Source organism: Comamonas sp. B-9, from assembly GCF_000410635.1.
Taxonomy (GTDB): domain Bacteria; phylum Pseudomonadota; class Gammaproteobacteria; order Burkholderiales; family Burkholderiaceae_C; genus Comamonas.
This window is the reverse complement of record NZ_KE148605.1, coordinates 9,543-34,488: the sequence shown is the minus strand read 5'-3', so window position 1 is coordinate 34,488 and position 24,946 is coordinate 9,543. Positions and strand designations below refer to the sequence as shown.

The window sequence follows — 24,946 nt, the reverse complement described above, 5'->3', positions numbered from 1 at the left end:
CTGCGGCCACGGCGCTGTGGCTGTTTTCCATCATGCGCTCGGTGATCAGGCTCTCGAGCGGATCGCTGGGCTTGGCGGGGTACAGGTCCAGCACCAGGCGGTGCTGGTAGGGGGCGACCGGCTTCAAGGTAAAGACCTGGGGCTTGGCCTCCTGCTTGAGGTCGATCACCAGGCGCACGACATTGGGCGAGTTCTGGCCCACGCGGATGCCGGCGATATTGGGGTCGTCCGAGCGGACCTTGGCCACCAGCTCGCGCAGCGCGGGGTTGAGATCGATCCCTTCGATATCGACCGCCAGGCGCGGCGGCTCGGGCACAAAGCGCTGCTCGGTCTTGAGCGGGGTGTCGGACTCGATCGTGACGCGGGTGTAGTCCTTGGAGGGCCAGAGGCGAACTGCAACAATGCTGGCGCCAAAGGCCAGGTGGCTGCTGCCCAGCAGCAGCACCAGGCTGCCGCCACGCAGCAGATCGCGGCGCGAGAGGCCGTGGTGGCTGGCGGGCGCACCGTCAGCGGTGGTGAAAGGGGCAGAGGCTGGGAGATATTTCGGGGTGTCGCTCACGCTGAAAACCCTTGGACGATGGAGGCACCTGCCGGGGTGAAGGCCTGCAGATGCACCTGGCGTTCTGATTCGTTGATTGCTTCAATACTGATAGCTACATCGGCAATAGGAGTTACCGCTGCAGCCTTCTGCGGCCATTCTGCCACTTTCAGGCCGGGGCTGGCAAAAATATCCCGAAAGCCGGCGTCTTCCCACTCGCGCGGATCGTCGAAACGGTAGAAGTCAAAGTGCCAGATGGGGAAGTCGCGCCCTTCATGGGGCTCGACCACCGCATAGGTGGGGCTCTTGATGCGGCCCTGCACGCCCAGCGCACGCAGCAGGTGGCGCACCAAGGTGGTTTTGCCCGCGCCCAGATCGCCATGCAAAGTTAGGTAAACATTCGACAGCGCTGCCTGCGCGGCCAGGCGCGCGGCAAAGGCTTCCGTATCGCGCTCGTCTTTCCAGACCAAGTGGAGCGCGGGGTAGGAGGGGCTGGCAGTAGCGTTCAAAATGTCGTTCCCGGGCCGTGCGGGCCCTCAGGTTTTTTACAATGGCAGCACATGGACGCCGCTGATCCCACTTTCATTCAACAGATCAACGACTGGGCGCTGGAGCTGGGATTTTCCCAAATCGGCGTGGCAGGCGTGGATTTGTCGACGGCGGAAACTGGATTGATGCAGTGGCTGGAAAAAGGTTTCCATGGCGAGATGCATTACATGCAGGCCCATGGCCTCAAGCGCGCCCGGCCAGCCGAGCTGGTGCCCGGCACGCTCAGCGTGATTACAGCACGCATGGATTATCTGCCGCAAAACACCCCTGCCGACTGGCAGCGGCAGGAGTGGGAGCGCCATGCCAGGCCCGGCGAGGGCCTGGTGAGCGTCTATGCCCGGGGGCGCGACTACCACAAGGTGCTGCGCAACCGGCTGCAAAAGCTGGCCGAGCGCATCGATGCAGCGCTTGGCGAACACAACCTCGCGCACCGCGCGTTCACCGATTCGGCCCCGGTGCTGGAGGCCGAGCTGGCCAGCCGCAGCGGCCAGGGCTGGCGGGGCAAGCACACGCTGGTGCTGAGCCGCGATGCCGGCTCGATGTTTTTTCTCGGCGAGATCTTTGTCAATATCGCCTTGCCGGCGACTGCGCCGGTCACGGCGCATTGCGGCCAGTGCACGGCCTGCATCGATGCCTGCCCGACGGCGGCCATCGTGGCGCCCCAATCGGTCGATGCGCGGCGCTGCATCTCCTACCTGACGATCGAGCTCGATGGCGCCATTCCGGAAGAATTTCGCGCCCCCATGGGCAACCGCATCTATGGCTGCGATGACTGCCAGCTCGCCTGCCCCTGGAACAAGTTTGCCCAGCGCGCGGTGCTGCCCGATTTTGATGCGCGCGGCGCACTGATGGACCAGCAGCTGCCCCATCTGTTTGCATGGGACGAGGCGACGTTCTTGCGCATCACCGAGGGCAGCCCCATACGCCGCATTGGCCATGCGCGCTGGCTGCGCAATATTGCCGTTGCGCTCGGCAATGCCTGGCGCCAGACGGGCGAGGCGCGCTATGCGCAGGCGCTGCTCAGCCGCGCGGACTACGACAGCGCCATGGTGCGCGAGCATGTGGCCTGGGGGCTGGGCCAGCGCAGCGCCTGAGCGCTGGCGTGCCCCATGATCAGCCGCTGAGAAAGCCCGAGGCCTTGAGCTGCGCGACCAGCAGTTCGGTAAAGCGCGCATAGCCCGCCGCATTGGCATGCACCTGGTCGGCGCGCATGGCGTCGTTGGCCAGCACCTCGCTCCAGGCCTTGGCGAGCAGGGGTACTTGCTCGTCCTTGGCCAGCGCCTCATAAATGGGGTGGTCCTGGATGCGGCCGGTCAGCGCGGCGCTCATGCTGAACTCGGGCACCGCCACCAGCAACACGGCAATGTGCTGCGCCTTGCACTGCTGCAGCATGCTGGCGATCTGTGCCTGGGCCGCTTGCGCGCTTTGGCGGCGCAGCCAGTCGTTGCCGCCGGCGCAAACAATCACCAGGGCCGGTTGGTGGGTCTCCAACAGCTGCGGCAGGCGCTGCGCGATCTGGCTGCTGGTTTCGCCGGAGATGCCGGCATTGATGACGTTCCAGCCGGTGCGCTCGGCCAGCAACTGCGGGTAGGACTGCGCGGCGCTGGCGCCGACGCCCTGGGTCAGCGAATCGCCCAATGCGAGCACCGTGGCGCCCGCAGGCAGCGCAGCGGCGAGTGGCGCCTTTTTGCTGCAGGCGGCCAGCCCGGCTACGGCCAGGCCCAGGAAGGGGATGAGCGCCAGGCGCTGGAGGCTTTGGCGGCGTGCGGAATCAATGGTTTTCTCCATAGCCGCCGAGCTTAACCGATGGCCATGGCAGGCCGCGTTGTTAAACCGGCCACCAGCCCAGCAGGCTGAGTGCAAACGGCAGACTGGCCACCCCGCAGATGGTGGACAAGGTCACCAGCCCCGCGACATAGGCGCCGTTGTAGCCCATGCGGGCGGCCAGCACATAGCAGGTCGATGCGGTCGGCAAGGCCGAGAAGATCAGCAAAATGGCGGCCTGCTGGGCCGACAGCGCCAGCCAGTGGGCCATGCACAGCGCAATCAGCGGCGTGACAAAGTGGCGGATGGCCAGCACTGCGCCACTGAGCAGCTTGCCGCGCGCCAGCAGCCCCAGCTGCATGCCGGCGCCCGCCGACATCAGGCCCAGCACAATGGAGGCCTGGCCGATGCGGGCGACGGTGGGCTCGACGATGGCGGGCAGGCGCAGCCCCAGCAGGTTGCAGATGAGGGCCGTGAGCGTGGCGACGATCAGCGGGTTGCGCAGCAGCTCGCGCATAAAACCATTTTGCGAGCCCTTGGCCATCGGGTAGACGGCGGCAATATTGAACATGGGCACGCAGACGCCGATCAGCACCGAGATCAGCTGCAGGCCTTGGGGGCCGGCCAGCCGGTCGGCCAGCGCCAGGCCGATAAAGGAGTTGAAGCGAAACGCGATCTGCGCGCTGGCAGCGGCGTCGCGGCTGTCCACCCTTTTACCCAGCCAGGGCCAGCGCGGCAGGGTGTAGGTCATCGTGATGGCGACCAGGCCCGTGGCCACACCGGCCAGCATCAGGTTGGAGGTGCCCTGCCAGTCGATCGGGCTTCTGATGATCGAATAGAACAGCAAGGTGGGAAAGAGGAAGTAGTACACCAGGCTTTCCACCGGCTGCCAGATGGCCCGGTTCAGCGCCGTGTAGCGGCAGACCAGGTAGCCAATCAGAATCAGCGAGAAATCGGGGAAAAGCAGTTGGGCGTAGTTCACCGGCGCAAGCATAGCGGAAGGGCGTTCGCTGCGGCCCAATCGCTGTCGCGGCGGTAAGCATGCGGCTGGGTGCAAGCCCTGCCAAAGCAGTTGCCAATTGCGCTATCCGCCGCCCCGATGCGGGAAAACACGGGCCATCTGCGGCGCGCTTTGGGGCAGAACCGCCAGGCAACACCGCTAGCATGGGAGCCATGTCCAAGCTGGCCCCAGCCAGCGCCCCAGATCCCGAGGAGACCTCCACCATGATGAACCGCCGACTGTGCCTGGCCATGGCACTGGCGCTGGGCAGCAGCGCTGCCCTGGCCGCTGATCCCTATCCCAACAAGCCCATCCGCCTGATCGTGCCGTTTGCCGCAGGCGGCACCACCGACATCGTGGCGCGCGTGATCTCGGAACCGCTGTCCAAGGCCCTCGGCCAGCCGGTGGTGGTGGACAACAAGAGCGGTGGCGGCGGCACCGTGGGCGCCGCGGAAGCCGCGCGTGCCCAGCCCGATGGCTACACGCTGAGCATCGCGACGGTGTCGACCACGGCCACCAACCCGGCCGTCAACCCCAAGATGCCCTACAACGTGCAGCGCGATTTCACGCCCATCATCAATGTGGCGGCGACGCCCAATGTGATTGCGGTGCACCCGAGCTTTCCGGCCAACAACTACCAGGAGTTCATTGCCGAGCTCAAGAAGAACCCCGGCAAGTACTCGTATGCGACGCCCGGCACCGGCAGCATTGCCCATTTGCTGATGGAGATGCTCAAGTCCGAAACCGGTGTGAACGTGGTGCACATTCCCTACCGGGGTGGCGGCCCGGCCTTGAACGACACGGTCGCCGGCCAGGTCAACATGATTTTTGACAACCTGCCCTCGGCCTACCCCTTTATCCGCGACAAGCGCCTGCGCGCCATCGTGGTGGCCGCCCCCAAGCGCGTGGCCGGGCTGGAGTCCATCCCCACGTTCACCGAAGTGGGCGTTCCCGTGGTCAACCGCAGTGCCTATTACGGCATCGTCGGCCCCAAGAACCTGCCCAAGGAGATTGTTGACAAAGTCAACGCGGCCACCAAAAAGGCGCTGGAAGACCCGAACGTGCAAAAGCGCATCGCAGAGACTGGCTCGGACATCCTGGGCACCACGCCTGAGGTGTTTGCCCAGCAGATGAAGGACGAATACGCGGCCTACAAGGCGGTGGTGGACAAGCAGGGCATCCAGCTGGACTGATCCCCGTCCATCGTCTGTTCTGCCTCAAAGCGCGTGTGCTTTTCTAGGTAAATCCTAGGGAAATCACGCGCTTTTTGTGCGGTTGCAGCACGGTTGCGGACGTATTAATCCGGTATAAACGCGCTGTGCTGAAAAAGCATTACGTGGCCGTGCGCCATGCGGGTCATCCACCGGCACGCGAACGACGGCCACACCATTTCAAATGAGGAGATTCATCATGCAACGTCGCTCTCTCGTGGGCCTGACCTTGATCGCTGCTGCCGCAGCCACCTTGAGCACTGGCGCTCTGGCCGATACAAAATACCCTAACAAGCCCATTCGCCTGATCGTTCCTTTTGCAGCTGGCGGCACCACCGATATCATTGCGCGCGTGATCGCTGACCCCCTGGGCAAGGAGCTGGGCCAGCCCGTGGTGGTGGACAACAAGGGTGGTGCTGGCGGCACCATCGGTGCGGTGGAAACGGTGCGCGCAGCGGCCGACGGCTACACGCTGGGCATTGCGACCGTCTCCACGGTGGCCACCAACCCGGCGATCAACCCCAAGATCTCCTACGACCCGATCAAGGACTTCACGCCCATCATCAATGTGGCGGCCACGCCCAACATCATTGCGGTGAACCCGAAGTTCCCAGCCAAGGACTACAAGGAGTTCGAGGCCGAGCTCAAGAAGAACCCCAACAAGTACGCCTACTCGTCGTCCGGCACCGGCGGCATCCAGCACATGCTGATGGAGCTGTACAAGAGCCTGACCGGCATCCAGATGACCCACATCGCCTACCGTGGTGCGGGCCCGGCACTGAACGACACGGTGGCCGGCCAGGTCAACATGATCCTGGACAACCTGCCCTCGACCCTGCCTTTTGTGAAGGACAACCGCCTGGTGCCTATCGTCGTGGCCGCGCCTGAGCGCCTGGCCGTGCTGCCCAATGTGCCGACCTTCAAGGAAGTGGGCCTGGAGCCGGTGAACCGCATGGCTTTCTATGGCATCCTGGCGCCCAAGGGCGTGTCCAAGGATGTGGTGGACCGCATCAATGCCGCTACCAAGAAGGTGCTGGCCGACCCTGCGGTGAAGAAGCGCATCGAAGACACCGGCTCGCTGGTGGTGGGCAACACGCCCGAGCAGTTTGCCGAGCAGATCAAGGCCGAGTTCGACGTCTACAAGGACGTGGTCAAGAAGCAGGACCTGAAGCTGGACTGATCCCCGCTTCCAACATCCCCAAGCCGCCCGCGCAAGCCGGCGGCTTTTTTCATGCCATGATGCCGGGCATGGCAAGCGCTCCACGATCTGCACCACCCCCGTCAGTCCCTCCTTCAGCTCCTCCGTCCGCGCCGGGACGCACTGCAGCGGCGCACCCGATGATTGACCGTTTTATCGATGCGGTGTGGCTGGAAGACGGCCTGGCGCGCAATACCTTGGCGGCCTACCGGCGCGACCTGGCGCTGTACGGCCAGTGGCTGGCCCAGGAGCACCCTGGCCAGGCGCTCGAGCGCAGCGATGAGGCCCAGCTGCAGGCCTTTTTTGCCACCCGCATGGGCGACAAGGCCAGCACGGCCAACCGGCGCCTCACGGTGCTGCGGCGCTTTTTCCACTGGGCGCTGCGCGAGTCGCTGATCAGCGCCGATCCCACCTTGCGCATGCTGGCAGCGCGCCAGCCGCTGCGCGTGCCCAAGACGATGACCTCGGCCATGGTCGAAGCGCTGCTCGAAGCCCCCGACGCCGGCAACCCACTGGGCCTGCGCGACCGCGCGATGCTGGAGCTGATGTATGCCAGCGGCCTGCGCGTGTCGGAGCTGGTGGAGCTGCAAAGCGTGCAGCTCAGCCTGGCCGATGGCATCGTGCGCGTGGTGGGCAAAGGCAGCAAGGAGCGGCTGGTGCCCTTTGGCCAGGTGGCCCAGCAATGGCTGGAGCAGTACCTGGCCGAAAGCCGGCCCACCATTCTGGCCGGGCGGCAAAGTGCGGACCTGTTTGTCACCCAGCGCGGCAGCGGCATGACGCGGGTTGCGTTCTGGATGATCGTCAAAAAATATGCGCAGCGCGCCGGCATTACCGCGCCACTGTCACCTCACACCTTGCGCCACGCCTTTGCCACGCATTTGCTCAACCATGGTGCCGATCTGCGCGTGGTGCAGCTGCTGCTGGGCCATGCCGATATCTCCACCACCACCATCTACACCCATGTGGCGCGCGAGCGCCTCAAGGTGCTGCACAGCCAGCACCATCCGCGTGGGTGATCGATCTGCGATCTTGGGCTTGCGGCAGTCGACGGAACCGCTGACGCTATTCCACTGAAGTCCACAAAGCCGGTATTGGCTCCCAGCCGGGCGATGGCTCCCGATCAAGCAGCGCACACACCAAGGCGCCCAAGGCAATATCCAGGCAGTCGCTCGCCGCATGGGCGCCACCATCTTGCTGGTGGGCCTGCAATGCAAAGTGGCGAAAGGCTGTCCAATCCGCCGCCAAGTGGGCCACCAGCAAGCGTGCCAAATCGTAGGACAGCTCGTTCGAGGCACCAGTTTGCGAGAACGATTGGCCATTCCAGAAGGACTGGATGCGATCGGCATTCCAGAACGATTGGTGGCGTGCATGCATTTTGGGAAGGTCTGGGCGCATGCCGGCCGCCGGGCTCAGGCGCTGCTCGGTATTGACGGCCAAGCCTTCGTTCAGCCAGGTGGGCAGCGGCAAGTGGTGGACGTAGGCATGGGTGAGTTCATGCACGATGACAGGCTCCAGCGCCTGGAGGCTGTCGGCCATGGTCACAAAATGCCCGCACCCCGCCTGGATGTACATACCGCTGCTTTCCGCATACTCACCCTCGTCGGGGTAATAGTGCGCGACATAGCGGTAATAGCTCTCCTTGTCCTGGAACACGATGACCAGGTCATGGCCCCAGAGCGGTATCTCGGCCACACCCTCCAGCACCTGCAGGATCCGCTGGGCGCTTTTATCGATGTAGCTCAGCATGGCCTTGGCGACCACCGGATCGAGGTTGGACAGCAAAAGCGCCGTGCCATATTCGCGCACCCGAAAGTCTGGCCCCAGCGCTATGGACAGAGGGTCAAACCAAGCGCGCTCTGCCATGCTCCAGGCCTGGGCCTGTTCCTCAGTGTCTGGCAGATGCGAAACCCATTCGGACACCGCCGACCAGTCGAACAGGGGCAGGCCGTTGGCGTCCTGCATGACGGAGGTCAAGACAAGTGGCTCGCCCTGAGACATGGCAATCCGGGCTGCAGCGACAGGCGCCTGGGCTGCCGTATCCGCAGCGGAGTTGGGTACAAGAAAAGAGGTCAGCCAACGAAACATGAAGGGCAGGGTGTCATGGGAACTCTGCCAACTATAGGTTGCGCGGCTTGGCTTGAAGCTATTGGCGGACTACAGCGTTGTGAATGCGCCTCGCCATGGATCAAATCCCCAGCGGATTCTTGCGGCCCTTCTCGACCGGATTGGCCAGCAGCTTTTGCGCGGGGTAGGCGCGCAGAAATTCCTTGGCCTTGTAGGCCGATGAACGCAGCCAGGCGTCATAGGCGCCTTCGTTCAGGATGGCGGGCATGGTCTTGTCATTGCCGGGCTGCTGGTAGCGGTTCATCAGCGCATGGGCATTGGCGTTGACGGTGATGATGGCGTAGCTCAGCAGCTCGGTGCCGTCGTCGTCGGTCCAGCGGGACCAGATGCCGGCGACACCCATCGGCAGGCCATCGACGCGGGCAATGCGCGTGGGCTTGGCCTTGCCGGTGCGGTAGTCGTCGGTCACGAACGCCATCATCGGCACGATGCAGCGCTGGTTGTTCAGCCAGGCATCGCGAAAGGCGGTGCTGGTGGAGGCGTTGTCGGATTTGACATTCACCAGCTTGGTGGCGCGCAGCTGGCCGTCGGATGCGGACTTGACCCAGTGCGGCACCAGGCCCCATTGCGCGGGCACCAGCAGGCGGGGTGTGACCACCGGCACAGCAGCGGGCGCGGGTTCGGCATCGGCGGTGGCACCGCTCGCTGCCGCTTCTGCAGCGGCCTGCTCGGCCAGCGCTGCCTTGCGCGCGGTGTTCTCGGCATCGGTGGAGCCCGTCAGGCTGGTGGTGATAAAGAAGCCGGGCCGGCGCGGCGTCATCTTGCGCTCGCCCATCTCTGCAGGGGGCTCTACCTGGAAGGCGCTGAGGTACAGCTCGGGGGCTTTGAGGGCTTCGTATTGGGTGCTCATGGGCGCAATGGTACGTGAAGGCTGCAGCAGCATTCGCTGGCGCCGGTTTCTGGCAGAAGATAAAAAGCCCACCCTGGGGCAGGGTGGGCTCGGTGGCAAGCCTTGCGGCCGCAGTGCGTATTTTAGATCAGAGCGACTGGCCCAGCTTGCGCAGGAAGCGCTCGCAGGCCTCGAGCTGGCTGATCTCGACAAACTCATTGGGCTTGTGCGCCTGCTCGATATTGCCGGGGCCGCAGACCACGGTGGGGATACCCAGGTTCTGGAACAGGCCCGCTTCGGTGCCATAGGCCACCTTGCGCGTGGCCTGGTCGGCGGTCAGCGCACGCACCAGCGCGGTGATGGCCGCTTGCTCGCTGGCTTCCAGCGCGGGGGCAGCAGGGCCGGTTTCGATGTCGATGCGGGCATCGGCAAACTCGCGGCGCATGCGCGGCAGCAGCTCGCCGGTCACATAGCTTTGCACCTTGGCCTGGATGCTCTCGGCCGTCATGCCCGGCAGGTTGCGGAACTCGTAGTTGAACTCGCACAGCTCAGGGATGGTGTTGACCGCGATACCGCCCGAGATCTGGTTGGTGGTCATGGTCGTGAACGGCACGTCATAGAACTCGTCGTAGGGGCCGTTGGCCTTGAACTGGTCGGCCACATCGCGGATATGGCAGATCAGGCGTGCGGCGTACTCGATGGCATTGCAGCCCTTGGGCGTCAGCGACGAGTGCGCCGCCTTGCCATGCACCTTGCAGCGGTACAGGTTGATGCCCTTGTGCGCGACCACCACCTGCATGCTGGTGGGCTCGCCCACCACGCAGCCATCGGCCTGCTGGCCGCGTGCCTTCAAGGCGCGCAGCATCACCGGGGCGCCTGCGCAGCCCACTTCCTCGTCATACGACAGCGCCAGGTGGATGGGCTTTTTGCGCGGCATGGCGAGGAACTCGGGCACCAGCGCGACCGATGCGGCGATAAAGCCCTTCATGTCGGCGCTGCCACGGCCGTAGAGCCGGCCTTCCTTTTCGGTCAGGCTGAAAGGATCGCTGTCCCAGTTCTGGCCGTCGACCGGCACCACATCGGTGTGGCCCGACAGCACGATGCCGCCTTGGGTGCTGCCGTCATCGGCCGGCAGGGTGGCAAACAGGTTGGCCTTATCGCCTTCGGGCGAGTGGATCAGCTCGGCCTTCAGACCCTGGTGGGCCAGTGCATCACGCACGGTTTCGATCAGGGCGAGGTTGGAGTTGCGGCTGGTGGTGTCGAATGCGACCAGCTTTTCCAGCCAGGAGCGGGTGTTCATAGCGCTTCACTTGGTGTTACATGCAAGTGACTGAGTGTAGGGCGCTTGGGCTATGCGGGCAGCGCGCGCTGCCTAAGCTGGGGTTGGGTGTTGGGGTTTTAGATGGGATGGTCCAGTGGCTGGGACAGAGCGGAAAACGGGAGCCCGTGGCTCCCGTTGTTGTCAAACCTGTGTATGTAGGCTGCTATCAGCCCAGCACTTCCAGCAGGCGATCGAGCCCGCCGGTGTTGATCGCCACCTTGGCCTCGGCACGCACGCGTGGCTTGGCGTGGAAGGCGACCGACAGGCCCACGGCGCGCATCATCGGCAGGTCATTGCTGCCATCGCCCACGGCAATCACCTGCTCGGGATCGATGCCCATCAGCGATGCCAGGCCCAGCACGGTGCTGCGCTTTTCTTCGCCGTCGCAGATATCGCCCCAGCTCTGGTCGATCAGGCCACCGGTCAACTGGCCGTCCTTGACCTCGAACTGGTTGGCGCGCACAAAGTCGATGCCCAGCAGGCTTTTGACATGGTCGGCAAAAAAGGTGAAGCCGCCCGAGACCAGCAGCACCTTGAGGCCGGCCGCATGCGCGGCATCGACGAGGGTCTTGGCGCCGGGGGTCAAGGTCAGGCGCTCTTGCAGCACGCGCTCGATGGCGGCCATGGGCACGCCCTGGAGCAGGGCCATGCGCTGGCGCAGGCTGTCCTTATAGTCGGTGATCTCGCCGCGCATCGCCGCTTCGGTGATTGCCGCCACCTCGGCCTTCTTACCGGTGATGTCGGCGATCTCGTCGATGCACTCGATGGTGATCAGGGTCGAGTCCATGTCGAACGCGATCAGCTTGTAGTCGGACAGCTTTTGCGGCGTGGCCAGGTTCTGGATGGTCAGGCCGGGGGCAAATTCGGTAGAGGCACTCATGGGAGCTTTTGAGGGGTGAGGGTAGGGGAATGATAAACGGGCTGCTGGGGACAGACAGGCCGCTCAGGCCGTGGCCACAGCGGCTGCAGCGGCCGTGACGGGCTTGCCCAGGCTGCGCACCACATCGCGCACCATCTGCACGCGGTCCTTGACCTCGGGCAGCGCGCGCTCGATGCGCAGCTTGTCGTTGCCGGCCAGCTTGATGGCCTTGTTCTTCTGGATCAGGCCGATGATGGTCATCGGCTCGATCGGCGGGTTGGGGTGGAAGCTAATGTTGATCACGCCGGGCGCGGCATCGACCTTTTGCACGCCAAAGGGCTCGCAGAGCACGCGCAGGCGGTGCACATCGACCAAGGTCTGGGCCTGCGGCGGCAGTTTGCCAAAGCGGTCCACGATCTCTTCGAGCAGGTTGTCGATCTGGTCGCTGGTCTTGGCGGTCGCCAGCTTCTTGTAGAACGACAGGCGCAGGTGTACATCGCCGCAGTAGTCGTTGGGCAGCAGCGCGGGGGCGTGCAGGTTGATGTCGGTGGCCGCGGACAGGGGGCTGAGCAGATCGGGCTCCTTGCCTTCCTTCAAGCTGCGCACGGCCTCAGACAGCATCTCGTTGTAGAGCTGGTAGCCGATCTCCATCATGTTGCCGCTCTGGTTGTCGCCCAGCACTTCGCCCGCGCCCCGGATTTCCAGGTCATGCATGGCCAGGTAAAAGCCGCTGCCCAGCTCTTCCATCTGCTGGATGGCTTCGAGGCGCTGCGCGGCCTGCTTGGTCAGGCCGTCCAGGTCCGGCACCATCAGATAGGCATAGGCCTGGTGGTAGCTGCGGCCCACGCGGCCGCGCAGCTGGTGCAGCTGCGCCAGACCAAACTTGTCGGCGCGGCTGATGATGATGGTGTTGGCGCTGGGCACGTCGATGCCGGTCTCGATGATGGTCGAGCACAGCAGGATGTTGTAGCGCTGGGCGACAAAGTCGCGCATCACGCGCTCGAGCTCGCGCTCGGGCATCTGGCCGTGGGCCACGGCGATGCGGGCCTCGGGCAGGATCTCTTCGAGCTTCTGGCGGCGGTTCTCGATGGTCTCGACCTCGTTGTGCAGAAAGTAGCACTGGCCGCCGCGCTTCAACTCACGCAGCACGGCTTCGCGGATCACGCCGGTGCCTTCGCTGCGCACAAAGGTCTTGATCGCCAGGCGGCGCTGCGGTGCGGTGGCAATCACCGACAGATCACGCAGGCCATCGAGCGCCATGCCCATGGTGCGCGGGATGGGGGTGGCCGTCAAAGTCAGCACATCGACCTCGGCGCGCATGGCCTTCATCGCCTCTTTGTGGCGCACGCCAAAGCGGTGTTCCTCATCGATGATCAGCAGGCCCAGGTTCTTGAACTGGGTTTTTTCGGACAGCAGCTTGTGCGTGCCGACGACGATGTCGACGGTGCCGTCATCGAGCCCCTTGATCGTGGTATTCACTTCCTTGCCGGAGCGAAAGCGCGAGACCAGCGCGACCTTGATCGGCCACTTGGAGAAGCGGTCGGCCAGCGTCTGGTAGTGCTGCTCGGCCAGCAAGGTGGTGGGCGCGAGCAGCGCAACCTGCTTGCCACCGGTGACGGCCACAAAGGCGGCACGCAAGGCGACCTCGGTCTTGCCAAAGCCCACGTCGCCGCAAACCAGGCGGTCCATGGGCTGGGGCGAGATCATGTCCTGGATCACCGCATGGATGGCGGCGCGCTGGTCGGCGGTTTCCTCAAAGCCGAAGTCGTTGGCGAACTGCTCATAGTCCTGCGGGCTGTAGCGGAAGGCATGGCCTTCGCGGGCGGCGCGGCGGGCATAGATGTTGAGCAGCTCGGCTGCCGTGTCGCGCACCTGCTCGGCGGCCTTGCGGCGGGCCTTTTCCCACTGGCCGCTGCCCAGCTTGTGCAAGGGGGCCTCTTCGGCCGAGACGCCGGTGTAGCGGCTGATCTGCGCGAGCTGGCTGACGGGAACATAGAGCACGGCCTTGTCGGCGTATTCGAGGTGCAGGAACTCCTGCAGCGCCGGTGTGCCATCGGGGTTCTTCTGGCCCACATCCATGTTGATGAGGCCGTGGTAGCGGCCGATGCCGTGCTGGGCATGGACGACCGGGTCGCCGACCTTCAGCTCGGACAGATCCTTGATCAGTGCCTCGACATCGCTGGCCTGCTCCTGGCGGCGCTTGCGGCGGGCGCCGCCGGTGGCGGCAAACAGCTCGGTTTCGGTGACAAAGTCAATGCCTTGCTCGGCCCAGCGAAAGCCCTTGGCGAGCGCAGCGGTGGCGATGCCGACGGGCTCATCCGTGGTCTGCTGGAACTCGGCCAGCGAATCAAAGGCCGGTGGGTTGAGGCCGCTGGCGCGGAAGAAATCGAGCAGGCTCTCGCGCCGGCCATCGCTCTCGGCCAGCAGCAGGGTGCGGGCCTGGCGCTGGGCAATATGCTGCTGCAGCTTGGCCAGCGGGTCCTCGGCACCGCGCACCACGGCCAGGTCGCCGAGCTTTTGGAAGATGGCGCTGTGCTCCACGTCTTCGAGCTGGGGGCGCAGCGACAGCTGGGCCATCTGCTTGGCGGTGGCGTAGAACTGGTCGGGGCTCAGGAACAGGCTGTCGGGCGGCAGCACCGGGCGCTCGGGGTCACCCTGCACCAGGCGGTAGCGGTCGCGCGTGTCCTGCCAAAAGCGCTGGAAGGCCGGCTCGATATCGCCATGCAGCACCACGGTGGCCTGGCTGCCTAGGTAGTCGAACACGGTGGCTGTCTCGTCAAAGAACAGCGGCAGGTAGTACTCGATACCGGCAGTGGCCACGCCGTTGCCCATGTCCTTGTAGATGCGGCTCTTGGTCGGGTCGCCTTCGAGCATCTCGCGCCACTTATTGCGAAAGCGGGCGCGGGCCTCGTCGTCCATCGGGAACTCGCGCCCGGGCAGCAGGCGCACGTCCTTGACCGGGTAGAGGCTGCGCTGGGTATCGGGGTCAAAGGTGCGGATGGAGTCGATCTCGTCATCGAACAGGTCGACCCGGTAGGGCACGAGCGAACCCATGGGGTACAGATCGATCAGACCGCCGCGCACCGAGTATTCGCCGTGGCTCACCACCTGGGAGACATGGTTGTAGCCGGCCAGGGTGAGCTGGGCCTTGAGGCGCGCCTCATCGAGCTTTTGCCCGGCCTGGAACGCAAAGGTGTAGCCCGCCAGAAAGGAGGGCGGCGCCAGCCGGTACAGCGCCGTGGTGGCTGGGATCAGCACCACATCGGCCTCGCCCTGGCTGATGCGCCACAGCGCAGCCAGCCGCTCGCTGATCAGGTCCTGGTGCGGCGAGAAGGTGTCATAGGGCAGGGTTTCCCAGTCCGGGAACAGGGCTATGCGCAGCGCTGGGGCAAAAAACGCCAGCTCGTCCTGCAGGCGGTGCGCGTCGCCCGCATCGGCGGTGATGATGGCGGTGACGCGCTGCGCTGCGGCCTCGCGGTTGGCCAAGGTGGCGAGCAGCAAGGCATCGGCGCTGCCCGGGGGCATGGGCAGTTGAAAACGTTTTCCGGCGGTGAGCTTGGGGAGTTCCATACGTGGTCCGAACCAGTCCATACACGGACTACAGCCCAGGGCAGCGTGCCGCGCCTGGGCCTGTGCAGCCAAGGCCACCCCATCAAAGGGCAGGCCTGGCCGCGCAATAAACAGCAAAAGCACGGGTCTGGCTGACAGCGCCGTGCAACCACTCCATTCTAAAATACCCCCATGAACCAGACCACCCGCAACGAATTGATCCCTGCTGTACCCAGGGCTGCACCGGAGGTGGCTGCGCCGGTGACGGTGCCCGCAACGGTGCCCCCCGCCGACCCGGGCGCCCAGACCCAGGCGCTGGGCGAGATGCGCCAGGAGGTGGTGGCCAGGTTCTGGGCCTTTTTGCCCTGTGCCGGGGTGGGCGCCCGGGCGGTGGATGCGGCGCGCCCCGCCCATCTCCCCAAGCAGTACCAGCAGGTGGCGGGCTGGCCGCTGGTGCTGCATACCTTGGCCGCCTTTATGGCGGCCAAGCCGCTATCAGGCGTGCTGGTGGGGGTGAGCCCCGGCGATGATTTTTTGCAGCACTACCAGCGGCCAGGCTTTGCCATCAGTCCTTGCGGTGGCCCCAGCCGCGCCGATACGGTCGCTGGCGGCCTGCGCAGTTTGCTCGGTGACTCGGGCCTGGGCGCGCAGCCGCATGACTGGGTGCTGGTGCATGATGCGGCGCGCTGCCTGATCAAGCCCGGCCAGATCGAGCAGCTGATGCAGGAATGTGCGGCCGATGAGGTGGGGGGACTGTTGGCGCTGCCATTGCCCGATACACTCAAGGCCGCTGCCACCGATGCCCATGGCCAAAGCCGTGTTAGCAGCACCTTGCCCCGGGTGGACAAGTGGCTGGCGCAGACGCCGCAGATGTTCCGTATCGGTACGCTGCTCGAAGCGCTGGAGCGCTGCAACGATGTCACCGACGAGGCCAGTGCCATCGAGGCGTTGGGCTTGCAGCCCCGGCTGGTGCCGGGCAGCAGCTTTAACTTCAAGGTCACCTTCCCGGATGACTTTGCGCTGGCCGAGGCATTGCTGCTGCAGCGCATGGCCAGTGGTGACAGCCAGGTGGCGGCACTTTTTGATTGAATCCCAGGCGACGCGCTGCACAGCCTCCGCTCCTTAGGCGGGCCTGTGGCAGCTTGCGCTGGGATGCGGATGTAAATGGACGAGATAAGGGATACACATGCTGCAAATGCGCATTGGTGAGGGTTGGGATATTCATGCGCTGGTGCCCGGCCGGGACTTGATTTTGGGCGGCATCCAGGTGCCGCATACCACCGGTTTGCTGGGCCATTCGGATGCCGATGTGCTGCTGCATGCGATCACCGATGCCTTGGTGGGTGCCGCTGGCATGGGTGACATCGGATCGCACTTTCCCGATACCGATGCTGCTTTCCGTGGTGCCGATTCGGCCGTGCTGCTGGCCGAGGCCATGCGCCGTGTGGCCGCCAAGGGCTGGCAGGTCAACAACGTGGACAGCACCGTGATTGCCCAGGCGCCCAAGCTGGCGCCGCATATTCCGGCCATGCGGGCCAATATTGCCAAGACCTTGGGCATTGATGAATCCCAGGTCAATGTGAAGGCCAAGACGGCCGAGAAGATGGGCCCGGTAGGCCAGGGCGCGGCGATGGAAGCCCGTGCGGTGGTGTTGCTGGTGCGAGCTGGCGAGCAGGCCTAAGTCAAACGCTGGCAAGAAAGGATGACGGCCCGCCAGAGGCGGTCATCCAACGTGCCGTGAGGCACCAACTCAGGTCTCTTCGTACTGCGCCAACACTTGCGCCCCGGTGAGCTTGGGGGTGTCATTGGCCAGGTCGTAATACGCAGGCTTTTCGTCGATGAAGATCTGCGAGGCCAGCCGCATGCCGTCTTCGTCCTGGAACAGGCCGGCCGACAGAAAATGCTCGTTGGTGGCCAGCAGGCGGTAGAACAGATGCGTGCCGCACTGGCTGCAAAAGGCGCGCTCGGCCCAGGGGGAGGAGGCATAGCGGGTGACGGGGCCCGTCAGCTCCACCTCGGTGCCGCCATGCAGGGTAAAGGCGGGGCCCTCGCCCCAGCGCCTGCACATGCTGCAATGGCATACATGGACATCTTGGACAGTCGGGGCAGTCACATGGACCGCACCGCAAAGGCACTGGGCTTGCATGTCAACTCCTAGGGCAACGGGGTGCCTGCATTCTATGCACAGACGTCGCTTTGTGCCAGCGGCGAGTGCCGGGTGGCGCTGGCCGGGCAGGGGGCGGTCCGCCCGCTACACCTTCTTATTGCAGATCGGCCAGGTTGGTGGGTGCCCCTGGCAGGTGCCGCTTGATCTGCGGGCGCAGCAGGCGGCGCTTGGGCTCCTTGCCAATGGCCTGGTCGGGCGCACGGCGCAGGTAGATGCTGGTGACCAGGCCCGTGCTGCCGTCCGAGGCATTGACCATGCTCAAGCGCCCGCCCATGCGTTGCACGGTTTTCTCGACGATCGACAGGCCCAGGCCCGCGCCAGCGGCTGCCGTGCGGGCTGTGTCACCCCGGTAAAACGGTTTGGTCAGGCTGCTCAATTGGTCCTTGGAGACGCCCGGGCCATGGTCGCGCATGCGGATGGTGACGGTGCTTTCGCTGAACTTGACGGTGATGTCCACGCGGGTGTGCGAGGCGCCCGGCGTCTTGCCATAGCGGCGCGCGTTTTCCAGCACGTTGGACAGCACGCGCGAGAGCTCGATCTCATCGGCATTGACCATCAGCTCTTCGGGCACCTTCATGTGCACCTGCAGCTCCTGGTGGTCTTGCACAGCGTAGACGCATGAGGACACGACGCCGTAGACATTGACCGGCGCGAGCTTGGCGGCATGGTCGGGGCGGGCGTAATCGAGGAATTTGTCAATGGTGGCATCGAGCTGCACGATGTCGGCCACCATGTGCTCGCGCGCGACCTGGTCGAACACGCTCATCTCGGTCTCCAGCCGCAGGCGGGCCAGCGGCGTGCGCAAGTCGTGCGAGATGCCGGCCAGCATGACCGCACGGTCTTGCTCGAGCTTGGACAGGCGCTCGCTCATGCGGTTGAAGCCGATGTTCACTTCGCGGATTTCGCTGGTGACGGCATCTTCGTCGAGCTGCGCGGCAAAGTCGCCTTCGCGCAACCGGTTGGTGGCGCTGGACAGCTGCTTGAGCGGCCGGTTGATGAGGCCCGCGATCACCGCTGCACCGGCGAGCGACAGCGCTGCGGCCGTCAGCACCCACACCAGCCAGGTCTTGCCGCCGGCCGGGTTGACGCGTGAGGGCTCGATCAGGAACCAGTTCTGGTCGCCATCGATGGTAAAGCCCACCCACAGGCCTTCTTCGCCATTGACGCTGCTGGCCACGATGGTGCTGGGGCCCAGGCGCTTGGTCACTTCCTGCGTCAGGCGTGCGCCCAGCGGGGTGGAGTTGTCGATGGATTCGTACACATCCTTGGGCTCACGCGGCACGATGCGCACGCCTTCCTGGTCGGCCATGGTCTTGACCAGCGAGACGCGGGCGATGGCATCCGAATGCATCAGCGCGGCGCGGCTGAGGTTGACCAGCGACGCGATCTGCTGGGCCGTCTGGATGGAGCGGGGCTCGGTCTCGAGCGAGCGCAGCGTCTGCACCCAGGCCAGGATGCTGCCCGTCAGCAAGATGGCGAGCAAAAAGAAGGTGCGCCAAAACAGATTGAGGCCGACGCGGGTGCGCTTGTTGCTGTGCGTGGCCGCTGCGGCGCTGCCATCCAGGGGGGCCAGACCGGACTGGTCGGCGTCGTTAACGGGGGTGGGAGCCATGGGCCGTATGCGTGTAGAAAAGTCGGATCAATGAAGGCCGGGAATGCCTGTACATTCTCGCTGTAAAGCGGGCGGGACACCATGCTGTGCCCGGCAGTGGGGGTATAAAAAAACCGCCCTGCAGCCAGACTGGGGCGGTTTTTGGGGTGCCGGGGTCAACAATCAGTTGGCGCCATCGGGTACGAACACATAGCCCACGCCCCAGACGGTCTGGATGTAGCGAGGAGCTGCCGGGTCGACCTCGACGAGCTTGCGCAGGCGCGATACCTGCACGTCCAGGCTGCGGTCAAAGGGCTCGAACTCGCGGCCGCGTGCCAGCAGGGCCAGCTTTTCACGCGACAGCGGCTGGCGTGGGTGGCGCACCAGGGTCTTGAGCATCGCGAATTCGCCGGTGGTCAGCGGCAGCTCTTCGCCGTCCTTGGTCAGCACGCGGGTGCTCATGTCAAAGGTGAAGGGGCCGAAGTTGACCACCTCGTTCTCGCCCGATGGCGCGCCTGGCGCTTCTTGCGGTGGGCGGCGGCGCAGCACGGCGTGGATACGGGCCAGCAGCTCGCGCGGGTTGAAGGGCTTGCCGATATAGTCATCTGCACCCACTTCCAGGCCCACGATGCGGTCCACGTCTTCCCCCTTGGCGGTCAGCATGATGATGGGGGTGCGGTCGTTGCTGGCGCGCAGGCGGCGGCAGATGGACAGGCCGTCTTCACCGGGCATCATCAAATCGAGCACGATCAGATCCACGGTCTCACGCAGCAAGATGCGCTGCAGGCCCTTGCCATCCTCGGCAATCATGACTTCAAAGCCTTCATGCGACAGATAGCGGCGCAGCAGATCGCGAATACGTGCGTCATCATCAACGACCAAGATTTTGTCGACGCGATTGGTTGCTGTAACCATGGGTGGAATCCTCCGGTTGATATGTAACTTTTACATTTTGACCGTTTTTTGCGAAAAATGCGCAACTCGCCTGCCTTTTTTGACCCATGGTTACAAAGTTTGCGTTACATATGCAGTCTGGGAGGCCGTTTCTTACGCAATAAATCGACTTTTTCCTGCATTTATTGCAGAAATTGCCTCTTTTAGGGAAGGTTGGATGCTGCTTTCCAAAAATGTTTCATATCTATGCGTTTAATGCATTGATGGCTTGGGGCGTGAAAAAAGGCGCTTTCGCGCCTTGTTGTGGCTGGGCTGGGCGGCCCAGGCTGGAGCTTATTGCGCCACCCAGCCGCCATCCATGTTCCAGGCCACACCGCGCACATTGTTGGCCGCAGGCGAGCAGAAGAACACGGCCAGCTCGCCCAGCTCTTCGGGCGTGGTGAACTGCATTGATGGCTCCTTCTCGCCCAGCAGCAGCTTTTTGGCCTCTTCATTGCTCACATTCATTTGGGCGGCTTTGGCATCGACCTGTTTTTGCACCAGGGGCGTGAGCACCCAGCCCGGGCAGATGGCGTTGCAGGTGATGCCGCTGGCGGCGTTCTCCAGCGCGGTCACCTTTGTGAGGCCCACAATGCCGTGCTTGGCCGCGACGTAGGCCGATTTGCCGGCCGAGCCTACAAGGCCATGGACCGAGGCGATATTGATGATGCGGCCCCAGCCCGCCTTTTGCATCGCTGGCAATGCCAGCCGGCTGGTGTGGAAGGCGCTGGTGAGGTTGATGGCGATGATGGCATCCCAGCGCTCAACCGGGAAGTCCTGTACGTTGGCCACATGCTGGATGCCGGCGTTGTTGACCAGGATGTCCACCTGGCCAAAGGTCTGCGCCGCATAGGCAAACATGGCCTCGATGTCGGCAGCCTTGCTCATGTCGGCGCCGTGGTAGCCCACCCGGGCGCCGGAGCCCGCGCTGGTGATGACGTCCTGCACTTCCTTGAGCGGGCCATCGGCGTCGCCAAAGCCATTCAAGATGATGTTGGCGCCCTGGCGCGCCAGCGCCTTGGCAATCCCCAATCCGATACCGCTCGTCGATCCGGTGACGAGCGCTGTTTTTGCTTTCAACATCCAATATCTCCAGTTACTCGGTTAGTATTCATGCAAACGCATGCATCCATCCTAAGGCAAACCCCAGCCACGGTTTGCCCGGTAGCGCTGCGTTCTTCTATATAAGAGGGGCCATGTACCAAGATCCACGCTTGCAGTATGTCACCTGTGCGGTGGCGGGGAATACGGACACGGGTCGCCAGGGTGCCACGCACCGGATGGCGTATTGGGAGTGGAACGATACCGGGGACCTGAACCACCCGCATGTGATCGTCTGCGCCCATGGCCTGACCCGGCAAGGGCGTGATTTTGATGTGCTGGCGCGGCAGCTGTCGCTGCAGGCGCGGGTGATCTGCCCGGATGTGGTGGGTCGCGGCTACAGCGATTGGCTGGAGGACCCGGCCGGCTACCAGGTCCCTTTGTATGTGGCCGATATGCTGGCCATGCTGCAGCAGGTGCACTGCGCAGCGCCCATTGGCAAGCTCGATTGGGTGGGCACCAGCATGGGCGGTCTCATCGGCATTGGCCTGGCCGGCGAGCCCAGCATCCGGCCGCTGATGCCGGCACCCATCCGTCGCCTGGTGCTCAATGATGTGGGGCCGACCATCGAGGCCTCGGCGCTGGCGCGCATTGGCAGCTATGTGGGCCAGCACATGCTGTATGGCTCCGAGCAAGAGGCGGTTGCGGCCATGGGCCAGCTCTCCAAGGGTTTTGGCCCGCACAGCGATGACGAATGGCTGGCGCTGTCGCGCCCGATGCTGCGGCCCGAAGCCGGCGGCAGCGTGCGCCTGCACTACGATCCGGCCATTGCGCAGCCCATGCAGGCGATGACGCCGGAGATGGCTGCCGCTGGCGAGCAACTGCTGTGGCGCCTCTACGACCAGATCGACGCCGTCACCTTGGTGCTGCGGGGTGCAGATTCAGACTTGCTTTCTGCGAAAACGGCCCAATCTATGGCGGAACGCGGCCCCAAGGCGCGGGTGGTGGAGTTCGCTGGTGTCGGCCATGCGCCCACCTTGGTATCTTTTGATCAATCGGCTGCCGTGCTGGCTTTTTTATGCGGTGCGTAGCGCACGCCCCGGAGGGGGTGTGATGGTGGTGACAACATGAAAAGTCTTACGGCAGTCGCTCAGCCCGCGCCAGGCGCGGAACATCTTCCCCCGGAGCCCGTCTCCCCGCTGGTGGCTGCCACTGCCAATGCCTTGCCGATGCAAGACAACGTGCTGGCCCGGGCCCGCGCTTTCTCCGTACCGCTGATCGCCGAAGAGACCCTGGACACGGGCGAGAACGCTCTGCAGCACGCCGATGCCGTCGCTGCCATCCTCAAGCACATTGGTGGCTCCGAAGCGATGCAGGCGGCTGCCTACCTGGTGCACACCAGCGAGCAGTTGAACAAGCCGCGCGAAGTCATCGGCAAAGCCTTTGGCGAGAGCTATGCGGTGCTGGCGGTGGAGACTGTGGCGCTGATGAAGGTGCAGGCGCAGGCGCGCCAGGCCGATGCCGGCCACCTGGTCGATGACCCGGCCACGCAGACCGAGAACATCCGCAAGATGCTGCTGGCGTTCTCGCGCGACTTGCGCGTGGTGATGCTGCGCCTGACATCACGCCTGCAAACTTTGCGCTGGTACGCGGCCACCAAGGGGCCGGTGTCGCCTGCGGTGGCGCGCGAGAGCCTGCAGGTCTTTGCGCCGCTGGCCAACCGCCTGGGCATCTGGCAGATCAAGTGGGAGCTCGAGGACCTGGCCTTCCGCTTTCTGGAGCCTGACACCTATAAAAAGATTGCCAAGCTGCTCGATGAAACCCGGGTCGAGCGCGAGCTCTATATGGTGGGCCTGCGCGAGCGGCTCGAATCCGACCTGCGCGCGCACAGCATCAGCGCGACAGTGGCTGGCCGCCCCAAGCATATCTACAGCATCATCAAGAAGATGCGCGGCAAGTCGCTGGGCTTTGACCAGCTCTTCGATATCCGTGCGCTGCGCGTGGTGGTGCCCACGGTCAAGGACTGCTATGCAGCCTTGTCTTTTGTGCACGAGGCCTTCAGCCCGGTGGAGTCGGAGTTTGACGACTACATCGCCCGGCCCAAACCCAATGGCTACCAGTCGCTGCACACGGTGGTGCGGGACGAGCACGGCAAGGCCATCGAGATTCAGATCCGCACCCAGGCCATGCACGACCATGCCGAAAACGGTGTGGCTGCCCACTGGGCCTACAAGGAAGCGGGCACCAAGGGCTATGCCGGCGTATCTGCCACCAGTGATTACGACGCCAAGATTGCGGTGCTGCGCCAGCTGCTGGCCTGGCGCAAGGACATGGTCGGCCAGACCCAGGACAGTGGCCTGTTTGACGATCATATCTATGTGCTGACGCCAAACGCGGCAGTGATCGAGTTGCCCCAGGGCGCCACGCCGGTGGACTTTGCCTATTCGGTGCACACCGATCTGGGCCACCGCTGCCGGGGTGCCAAGGTTGATGGGCAGATGGTGCCGCTCAACACGCCGCTGCAAAACGGCCAGACGGTGGAGATCGTCTCCGTCAAGGAAGGGCGGCCATCGCGCGACTGGCTCAATGCCGAGCTGGGCTACCTGGTCAGCTCACGCGCCAAGGCCAAGGTGCGTGCTTGGTTCAATGCCCAGGTGATGCATGAGACGGTCAGCCGGGGCCGCGAGCTGGTGGAGAAACTCCTGCAACGCGAAGGCAAGACAGCGCTCAAGCACGACGATCTGGCCGACCAGCTGGGCTTCAAGACCGCAGAGGCGCTGTTTGAGGTGGTGGGCAAGGACGAGCTGTCGCTGCGCACCATTGAGAACATCCTGCGCCCACCCGAACCCCTGCAGGCCGATGACGAGCTGGTGCTGAGCCGCCCGCGCAAGGCCACCGAGGGCTCGGGCAAGGGTGGCGTGCTGGTGGTGGGCGTCGATTCGCTGATGACCCAGCTGGCCAAATGCTGCAAGCCCGCACCGCCCGATCGCATTGGCGGCTTTGTGACGCGGGGCAAGGGCGTGAGCGTGCACCGCCACGACTGCAGCAACTTCCGCGAGATGTGTGCCCGCAATCCCGAGCGCAGCATTGATGTGGAGTGGGGCCTGCCCACCCATGGCCAGCGCTCGACCGAAGCGGTCTACCCCGTCGATGTGGCTGTGGAGGCCCATGACCGCCAAGGCCTGCTGCGTGATATCTCTGAACTGTTCGCGCGGGACAAGACCAATGTGATCGGTGTGCAGACCCAGTCCGTCAAAGGCACCGCCTGGATGACGTTCACTGTGGAGGTGTCGGACTCGGGCAAGCTGGCCAAGGTGCTGGCCTCTGTGGCGACGGTATCGGGCGTGCGCTCGGTGCGCCGCAAATAGGGCCGAAAAGCACTATTTTCAAAAAAAGCCTCAACTTTCCATTTGGGCCGTTTTTTCTGGCTATAATTTGAGTCTTCAACGACAGGCGCGTAGCTCAGCTGGTTAGAGCACCACCTTGACATGGTGGGGGTCGTTGGTTCGAGTCCAATCGCGCCTACCAAATTTTCCCTCTGAAGAGAACCAGACTTCAGGATAACAGGGATTTGGTAAGAAACCTCGCAGAGGTTTCTATTTTGAACAAACTGCCTTCTGGGCGGTTTTTTCATTTCCGGGCATTGGCTCACGCTGGGGCTTCTCACAGCCTCTATGGCTACTGGCGCCATCCATCCCCTTGCATAGGCGGTCACGAACATCGTCATGTTCCGGTGGCCCATCTGCCCTGATAGCCGGCTGGGCTTTCTCCTGTGTCTGAGGCGTGGTGGGAGTGCAGGTATGCAGGGTTGCGTCTGGTATGGCTGGTCTGCACCTCGGCATTTCCACTGCTGCTCGATCGTATCAACACTCGACAAGGCAGCCTGGGGTGCCAGCTTCGCGTTGCTTCCAATGATTGATGCCTGCTGTACTTCCGATGACCCTCCAGGAAGGGGCTGGCATTTGGTAGCATGGGTTTTTCTCAGTGGAGGGGATATGGTCAGATTCGTGGGTTACATGATGCTTGCCGTCGTCGTGTTGATGGTTTTTCTGTCGGGGCTTCGGGTCTGGTCGCTCATGGCAATGGCAGAGGTGGGTCTGCAGCGACCAGGTGCAGTCACGGAGCTGACCATGATGATCCTTTGTGGGGTGGTGATCCCGATTGGTATTGCCACTCTGCTGCTGAAAAAGTAGATGTGCTGACGGCTGTATAGCGCAGCCAGGCAAGTTAACATCGTCCGCTTCAGTGGGCTTTTTATTGGCAGGGCGGGGC

Annotated in this window: 22 protein-coding genes and 1 tRNA gene; 10 read left to right on the top strand and 13 right to left on the bottom strand. The window is 64.0% G+C overall.

Features of this window, described 5'->3' with window-relative positions; all coding sequences use genetic code 11:
* A partial coding sequence (locus tag H928_RS28245) for an AMIN domain-containing protein (protein ID WP_239644986.1) occupies positions 1-466 on the bottom strand: 466 nt, incomplete at its 3' end.
* Between the two features lie 89 nt (positions 467-555).
* On the bottom strand, positions 556-1,047 hold the full coding sequence (gene tsaE / locus H928_RS0116025; RefSeq protein WP_021027425.1) for a tRNA (adenosine(37)-N6)-threonylcarbamoyltransferase complex ATPase subunit type 1 TsaE: 492 nt from the start codon (positions 1,045-1,047) through the stop codon (positions 556-558).
* 84 nt (positions 1,048-1,131) lie between these two features.
* Between tsaE and queG the strand changes: the two genes are divergently transcribed.
* Entirely contained in the window at positions 1,132-2,181 is a 1,050-nt protein-coding gene (gene queG, locus H928_RS0116020) for a tRNA epoxyqueuosine(34) reductase QueG (RefSeq protein WP_027011019.1), read from the top strand.
* Between the two features lie 19 nt (positions 2,182-2,200).
* Here queG and H928_RS0116015 read toward each other — a convergent pair whose 3' ends face one another.
* Positions 2,201-2,875 carry a GDSL-type esterase/lipase family protein gene (locus tag H928_RS0116015; RefSeq protein WP_021027423.1) on the bottom strand — a complete coding sequence of 225 codons (675 nt, stop codon included), beginning with the start codon at positions 2,873-2,875 and terminating at the stop codon, positions 2,201-2,203.
* Positions 2,876-2,915: 40 nt separating this feature from the next.
* On the bottom strand, positions 2,916-3,845 hold the full coding sequence (locus H928_RS0116010; RefSeq protein WP_021027422.1) for an AEC family transporter: 930 nt from the start codon (positions 3,843-3,845) through the stop codon (positions 2,916-2,918).
* 233 nt (positions 3,846-4,078) lie between these two features.
* On the opposite strand from H928_RS0116010, the gene H928_RS0116005 reads away from it, so the two are divergent.
* From H928_RS0116005 to xerD, 3 genes are all read left to right on the top strand, one after another.
* Positions 4,079-5,044, top strand: coding sequence for a tripartite tricarboxylate transporter substrate binding protein BugE (locus H928_RS0116005; protein WP_027011017.1), 966 nt, complete (start codon positions 4,079-4,081; stop codon positions 5,042-5,044).
* A gap of 217 nt (positions 5,045-5,261) precedes the next feature.
* Positions 5,262-6,242 (top strand): tripartite tricarboxylate transporter substrate binding protein BugE, encoded by a 981-nt coding sequence (locus H928_RS0116000; RefSeq protein WP_027011016.1) that lies wholly within the window; start codon positions 5,262-5,264, stop codon positions 6,240-6,242.
* A 158-nt stretch (positions 6,243-6,400) separates the two neighbouring features.
* Positions 6,401-7,276, top strand: coding sequence for a site-specific tyrosine recombinase XerD (xerD, locus tag H928_RS0115995; RefSeq protein ID WP_021027419.1), 876 nt, complete (start codon positions 6,401-6,403; stop codon positions 7,274-7,276).
* 46 nt (positions 7,277-7,322) lie between these two features.
* Here xerD and H928_RS0115990 read toward each other — a convergent pair whose 3' ends face one another.
* The 5 genes from H928_RS0115990 to mfd form a co-directional block, all read right to left on the bottom strand.
* A complete protein-coding gene (locus H928_RS0115990; RefSeq protein ID WP_021027418.1) occupies positions 7,323-8,234 on the bottom strand; it encodes a hypothetical protein in 912 nt (303 codons plus the stop codon).
* A 211-nt stretch (positions 8,235-8,445) separates the two neighbouring features.
* Positions 8,446-9,234 carry an SOS response-associated peptidase gene (locus H928_RS0115985; protein ID WP_027011015.1) on the bottom strand — a complete coding sequence of 263 codons (789 nt, stop codon included), beginning with the start codon at positions 9,232-9,234 and terminating at the stop codon, positions 8,446-8,448.
* A gap of 127 nt (positions 9,235-9,361) precedes the next feature.
* The gene (argE, locus tag H928_RS0115980; protein ID WP_021027416.1) at positions 9,362-10,513 is read right to left on the bottom strand and encodes an acetylornithine deacetylase; all 1,152 of its coding nucleotides are present in this window, start codon (positions 10,511-10,513) and stop codon (positions 9,362-9,364) included.
* 187 nt (positions 10,514-10,700) lie between these two features.
* Positions 10,701-11,414, bottom strand: coding sequence for a phosphoserine phosphatase SerB (serB, locus tag H928_RS0115975; protein WP_021027415.1), 714 nt, complete (start codon positions 11,412-11,414; stop codon positions 10,701-10,703).
* Between the two features lie 63 nt (positions 11,415-11,477).
* Positions 11,478-14,963 (bottom strand): transcription-repair coupling factor, encoded by a 3,486-nt coding sequence (mfd, locus tag H928_RS0115970; RefSeq protein ID WP_021027414.1) that lies wholly within the window; start codon positions 14,961-14,963, stop codon positions 11,478-11,480.
* Positions 14,964-15,266: 303 nt separating this feature from the next.
* Here mfd and H928_RS0115965 point away from each other — a divergent pair, with 303 nt between their 5' ends.
* Entirely contained in the window at positions 15,267-16,031 is a 765-nt protein-coding gene (locus H928_RS0115965) for a 2-C-methyl-D-erythritol 4-phosphate cytidylyltransferase (protein WP_052330044.1), read from the top strand.
* A gap of 106 nt (positions 16,032-16,137) precedes the next feature.
* A complete protein-coding gene (ispF, locus tag H928_RS0115960; RefSeq protein ID WP_084635837.1) occupies positions 16,138-16,623 on the top strand; it encodes a 2-C-methyl-D-erythritol 2,4-cyclodiphosphate synthase in 486 nt (161 codons plus the stop codon).
* Positions 16,624-16,692: 69 nt separating this feature from the next.
* Here ispF and H928_RS0115955 read toward each other — a convergent pair whose 3' ends face one another.
* From H928_RS0115955 to H928_RS0115940, 4 genes are all read right to left on the bottom strand, one after another.
* On the bottom strand, positions 16,693-17,088 hold the full coding sequence (locus tag H928_RS0115955) for a GFA family protein (protein ID WP_027011012.1): 396 nt from the start codon (positions 17,086-17,088) through the stop codon (positions 16,693-16,695).
* Positions 17,089-17,203: 115 nt separating this feature from the next.
* The gene (locus H928_RS0115950) at positions 17,204-18,721 is read right to left on the bottom strand and encodes a sensor histidine kinase (protein ID WP_021027410.1); all 1,518 of its coding nucleotides are present in this window, start codon (positions 18,719-18,721) and stop codon (positions 17,204-17,206) included.
* 162 nt (positions 18,722-18,883) lie between these two features.
* Positions 18,884-19,615 carry a two-component system response regulator OmpR gene (gene ompR, locus H928_RS0115945; RefSeq protein ID WP_021027409.1) on the bottom strand — a complete coding sequence of 244 codons (732 nt, stop codon included), beginning with the start codon at positions 19,613-19,615 and terminating at the stop codon, positions 18,884-18,886.
* A gap of 312 nt (positions 19,616-19,927) precedes the next feature.
* Complete coding sequence (locus H928_RS0115940; RefSeq protein ID WP_021027408.1) at positions 19,928-20,716, bottom strand: 3-hydroxybutyrate dehydrogenase; 789 nt, start codon at positions 20,714-20,716, stop codon at positions 19,928-19,930.
* 113 nt (positions 20,717-20,829) lie between these two features.
* Between H928_RS0115940 and H928_RS0115935 the strand changes: the two genes are divergently transcribed.
* The 4 genes from H928_RS0115935 to H928_RS0115920 all read left to right on the top strand — a co-directional run bounded on the left by H928_RS0115935 (position 20,830) and on the right by H928_RS0115920 (position 24,867).
* The gene (locus H928_RS0115935) at positions 20,830-21,765 is read left to right on the top strand and encodes an alpha/beta fold hydrolase (protein ID WP_021027407.1); all 936 of its coding nucleotides are present in this window, start codon (positions 20,830-20,832) and stop codon (positions 21,763-21,765) included.
* Between the two features lie 36 nt (positions 21,766-21,801).
* Positions 21,802-24,042 carry a RelA/SpoT family protein gene (locus H928_RS0115930; protein WP_021027406.1) on the top strand — a complete coding sequence of 747 codons (2,241 nt, stop codon included), beginning with the start codon at positions 21,802-21,804 and terminating at the stop codon, positions 24,040-24,042.
* Between the two features lie 83 nt (positions 24,043-24,125).
* Positions 24,126-24,202, top strand: a tRNA-Val gene (locus H928_RS0115925).
* A gap of 467 nt (positions 24,203-24,669) precedes the next feature.
* Entirely contained in the window at positions 24,670-24,867 is a 198-nt protein-coding gene (locus H928_RS0115920; protein WP_021027405.1) for a hypothetical protein, read from the top strand.
* Positions 24,868-24,946 lie beyond the last annotated feature (79 nt).

What these genes read in the sequence shown, in the direction of transcription:
- argE (WP_021027416.1), bottom strand. Translation starts at nt 10,513, where the DNA reads ATGAACACCCGCTCCTGGCTGGAAAAGCTGGTCGCATTCGACACCACC.
- H928_RS0115935 (WP_021027407.1), top strand. Translation starts at nt 20,830, where the DNA reads ATGTACCAAGATCCACGCTTGCAGTATGTCACCTGTGCGGTGGCGGGG.
- mfd (WP_021027414.1), bottom strand. Translation starts at nt 14,963, where the DNA reads ATGGAACTCCCCAAGCTCACCGCCGGAAAACGTTTTCAACTGCCCATG.
- H928_RS0115965 (WP_052330044.1), top strand. Translation starts at nt 15,267, where the DNA reads ATGCGCCAGGAGGTGGTGGCCAGGTTCTGGGCCTTTTTGCCCTGTGCC.
- H928_RS0115920 (WP_021027405.1), top strand. Translation starts at nt 24,670, where the DNA reads ATGGTCAGATTCGTGGGTTACATGATGCTTGCCGTCGTCGTGTTGATG.
- H928_RS0116010 (WP_021027422.1), bottom strand. Translation starts at nt 3,845, where the DNA reads ATGCTTGCGCCGGTGAACTACGCCCAACTGCTTTTCCCCGATTTCTCG.
- H928_RS0115930 (WP_021027406.1), top strand. Translation starts at nt 21,802, where the DNA reads ATGAAAAGTCTTACGGCAGTCGCTCAGCCCGCGCCAGGCGCGGAACAT.
- ompR (WP_021027409.1), bottom strand. Translation starts at nt 19,615, where the DNA reads ATGGTTACAGCAACCAATCGCGTCGACAAAATCTTGGTCGTTGATGAT.
- H928_RS0115955 (WP_027011012.1), bottom strand. Translation starts at nt 17,088, where the DNA reads ATGCAAGCCCAGTGCCTTTGCGGTGCGGTCCATGTGACTGCCCCGACT.
- xerD (WP_021027419.1), top strand. Translation starts at nt 6,401, where the DNA reads ATGATTGACCGTTTTATCGATGCGGTGTGGCTGGAAGACGGCCTGGCG.
- H928_RS0116000 (WP_027011016.1), top strand. Translation starts at nt 5,262, where the DNA reads ATGCAACGTCGCTCTCTCGTGGGCCTGACCTTGATCGCTGCTGCCGCA.
- H928_RS0115940 (WP_021027408.1), bottom strand. Translation starts at nt 20,716, where the DNA reads ATGTTGAAAGCAAAAACAGCGCTCGTCACCGGATCGACGAGCGGTATC.
- H928_RS0115985 (WP_027011015.1), bottom strand. Translation starts at nt 9,234, where the DNA reads ATGAGCACCCAATACGAAGCCCTCAAAGCCCCCGAGCTGTACCTCAGC.
- H928_RS0116005 (WP_027011017.1), top strand. Translation starts at nt 4,079, where the DNA reads ATGAACCGCCGACTGTGCCTGGCCATGGCACTGGCGCTGGGCAGCAGC.
- ispF (WP_084635837.1), top strand. Translation starts at nt 16,138, where the DNA reads ATGCGCATTGGTGAGGGTTGGGATATTCATGCGCTGGTGCCCGGCCGG.
- serB (WP_021027415.1), bottom strand. Translation starts at nt 11,414, where the DNA reads ATGAGTGCCTCTACCGAATTTGCCCCCGGCCTGACCATCCAGAACCTG.
- H928_RS0115950 (WP_021027410.1), bottom strand. Translation starts at nt 18,721, where the DNA reads ATGGCTCCCACCCCCGTTAACGACGCCGACCAGTCCGGTCTGGCCCCC.
- H928_RS0116015 (WP_021027423.1), bottom strand. Translation starts at nt 2,875, where the DNA reads ATGGAGAAAACCATTGATTCCGCACGCCGCCAAAGCCTCCAGCGCCTG.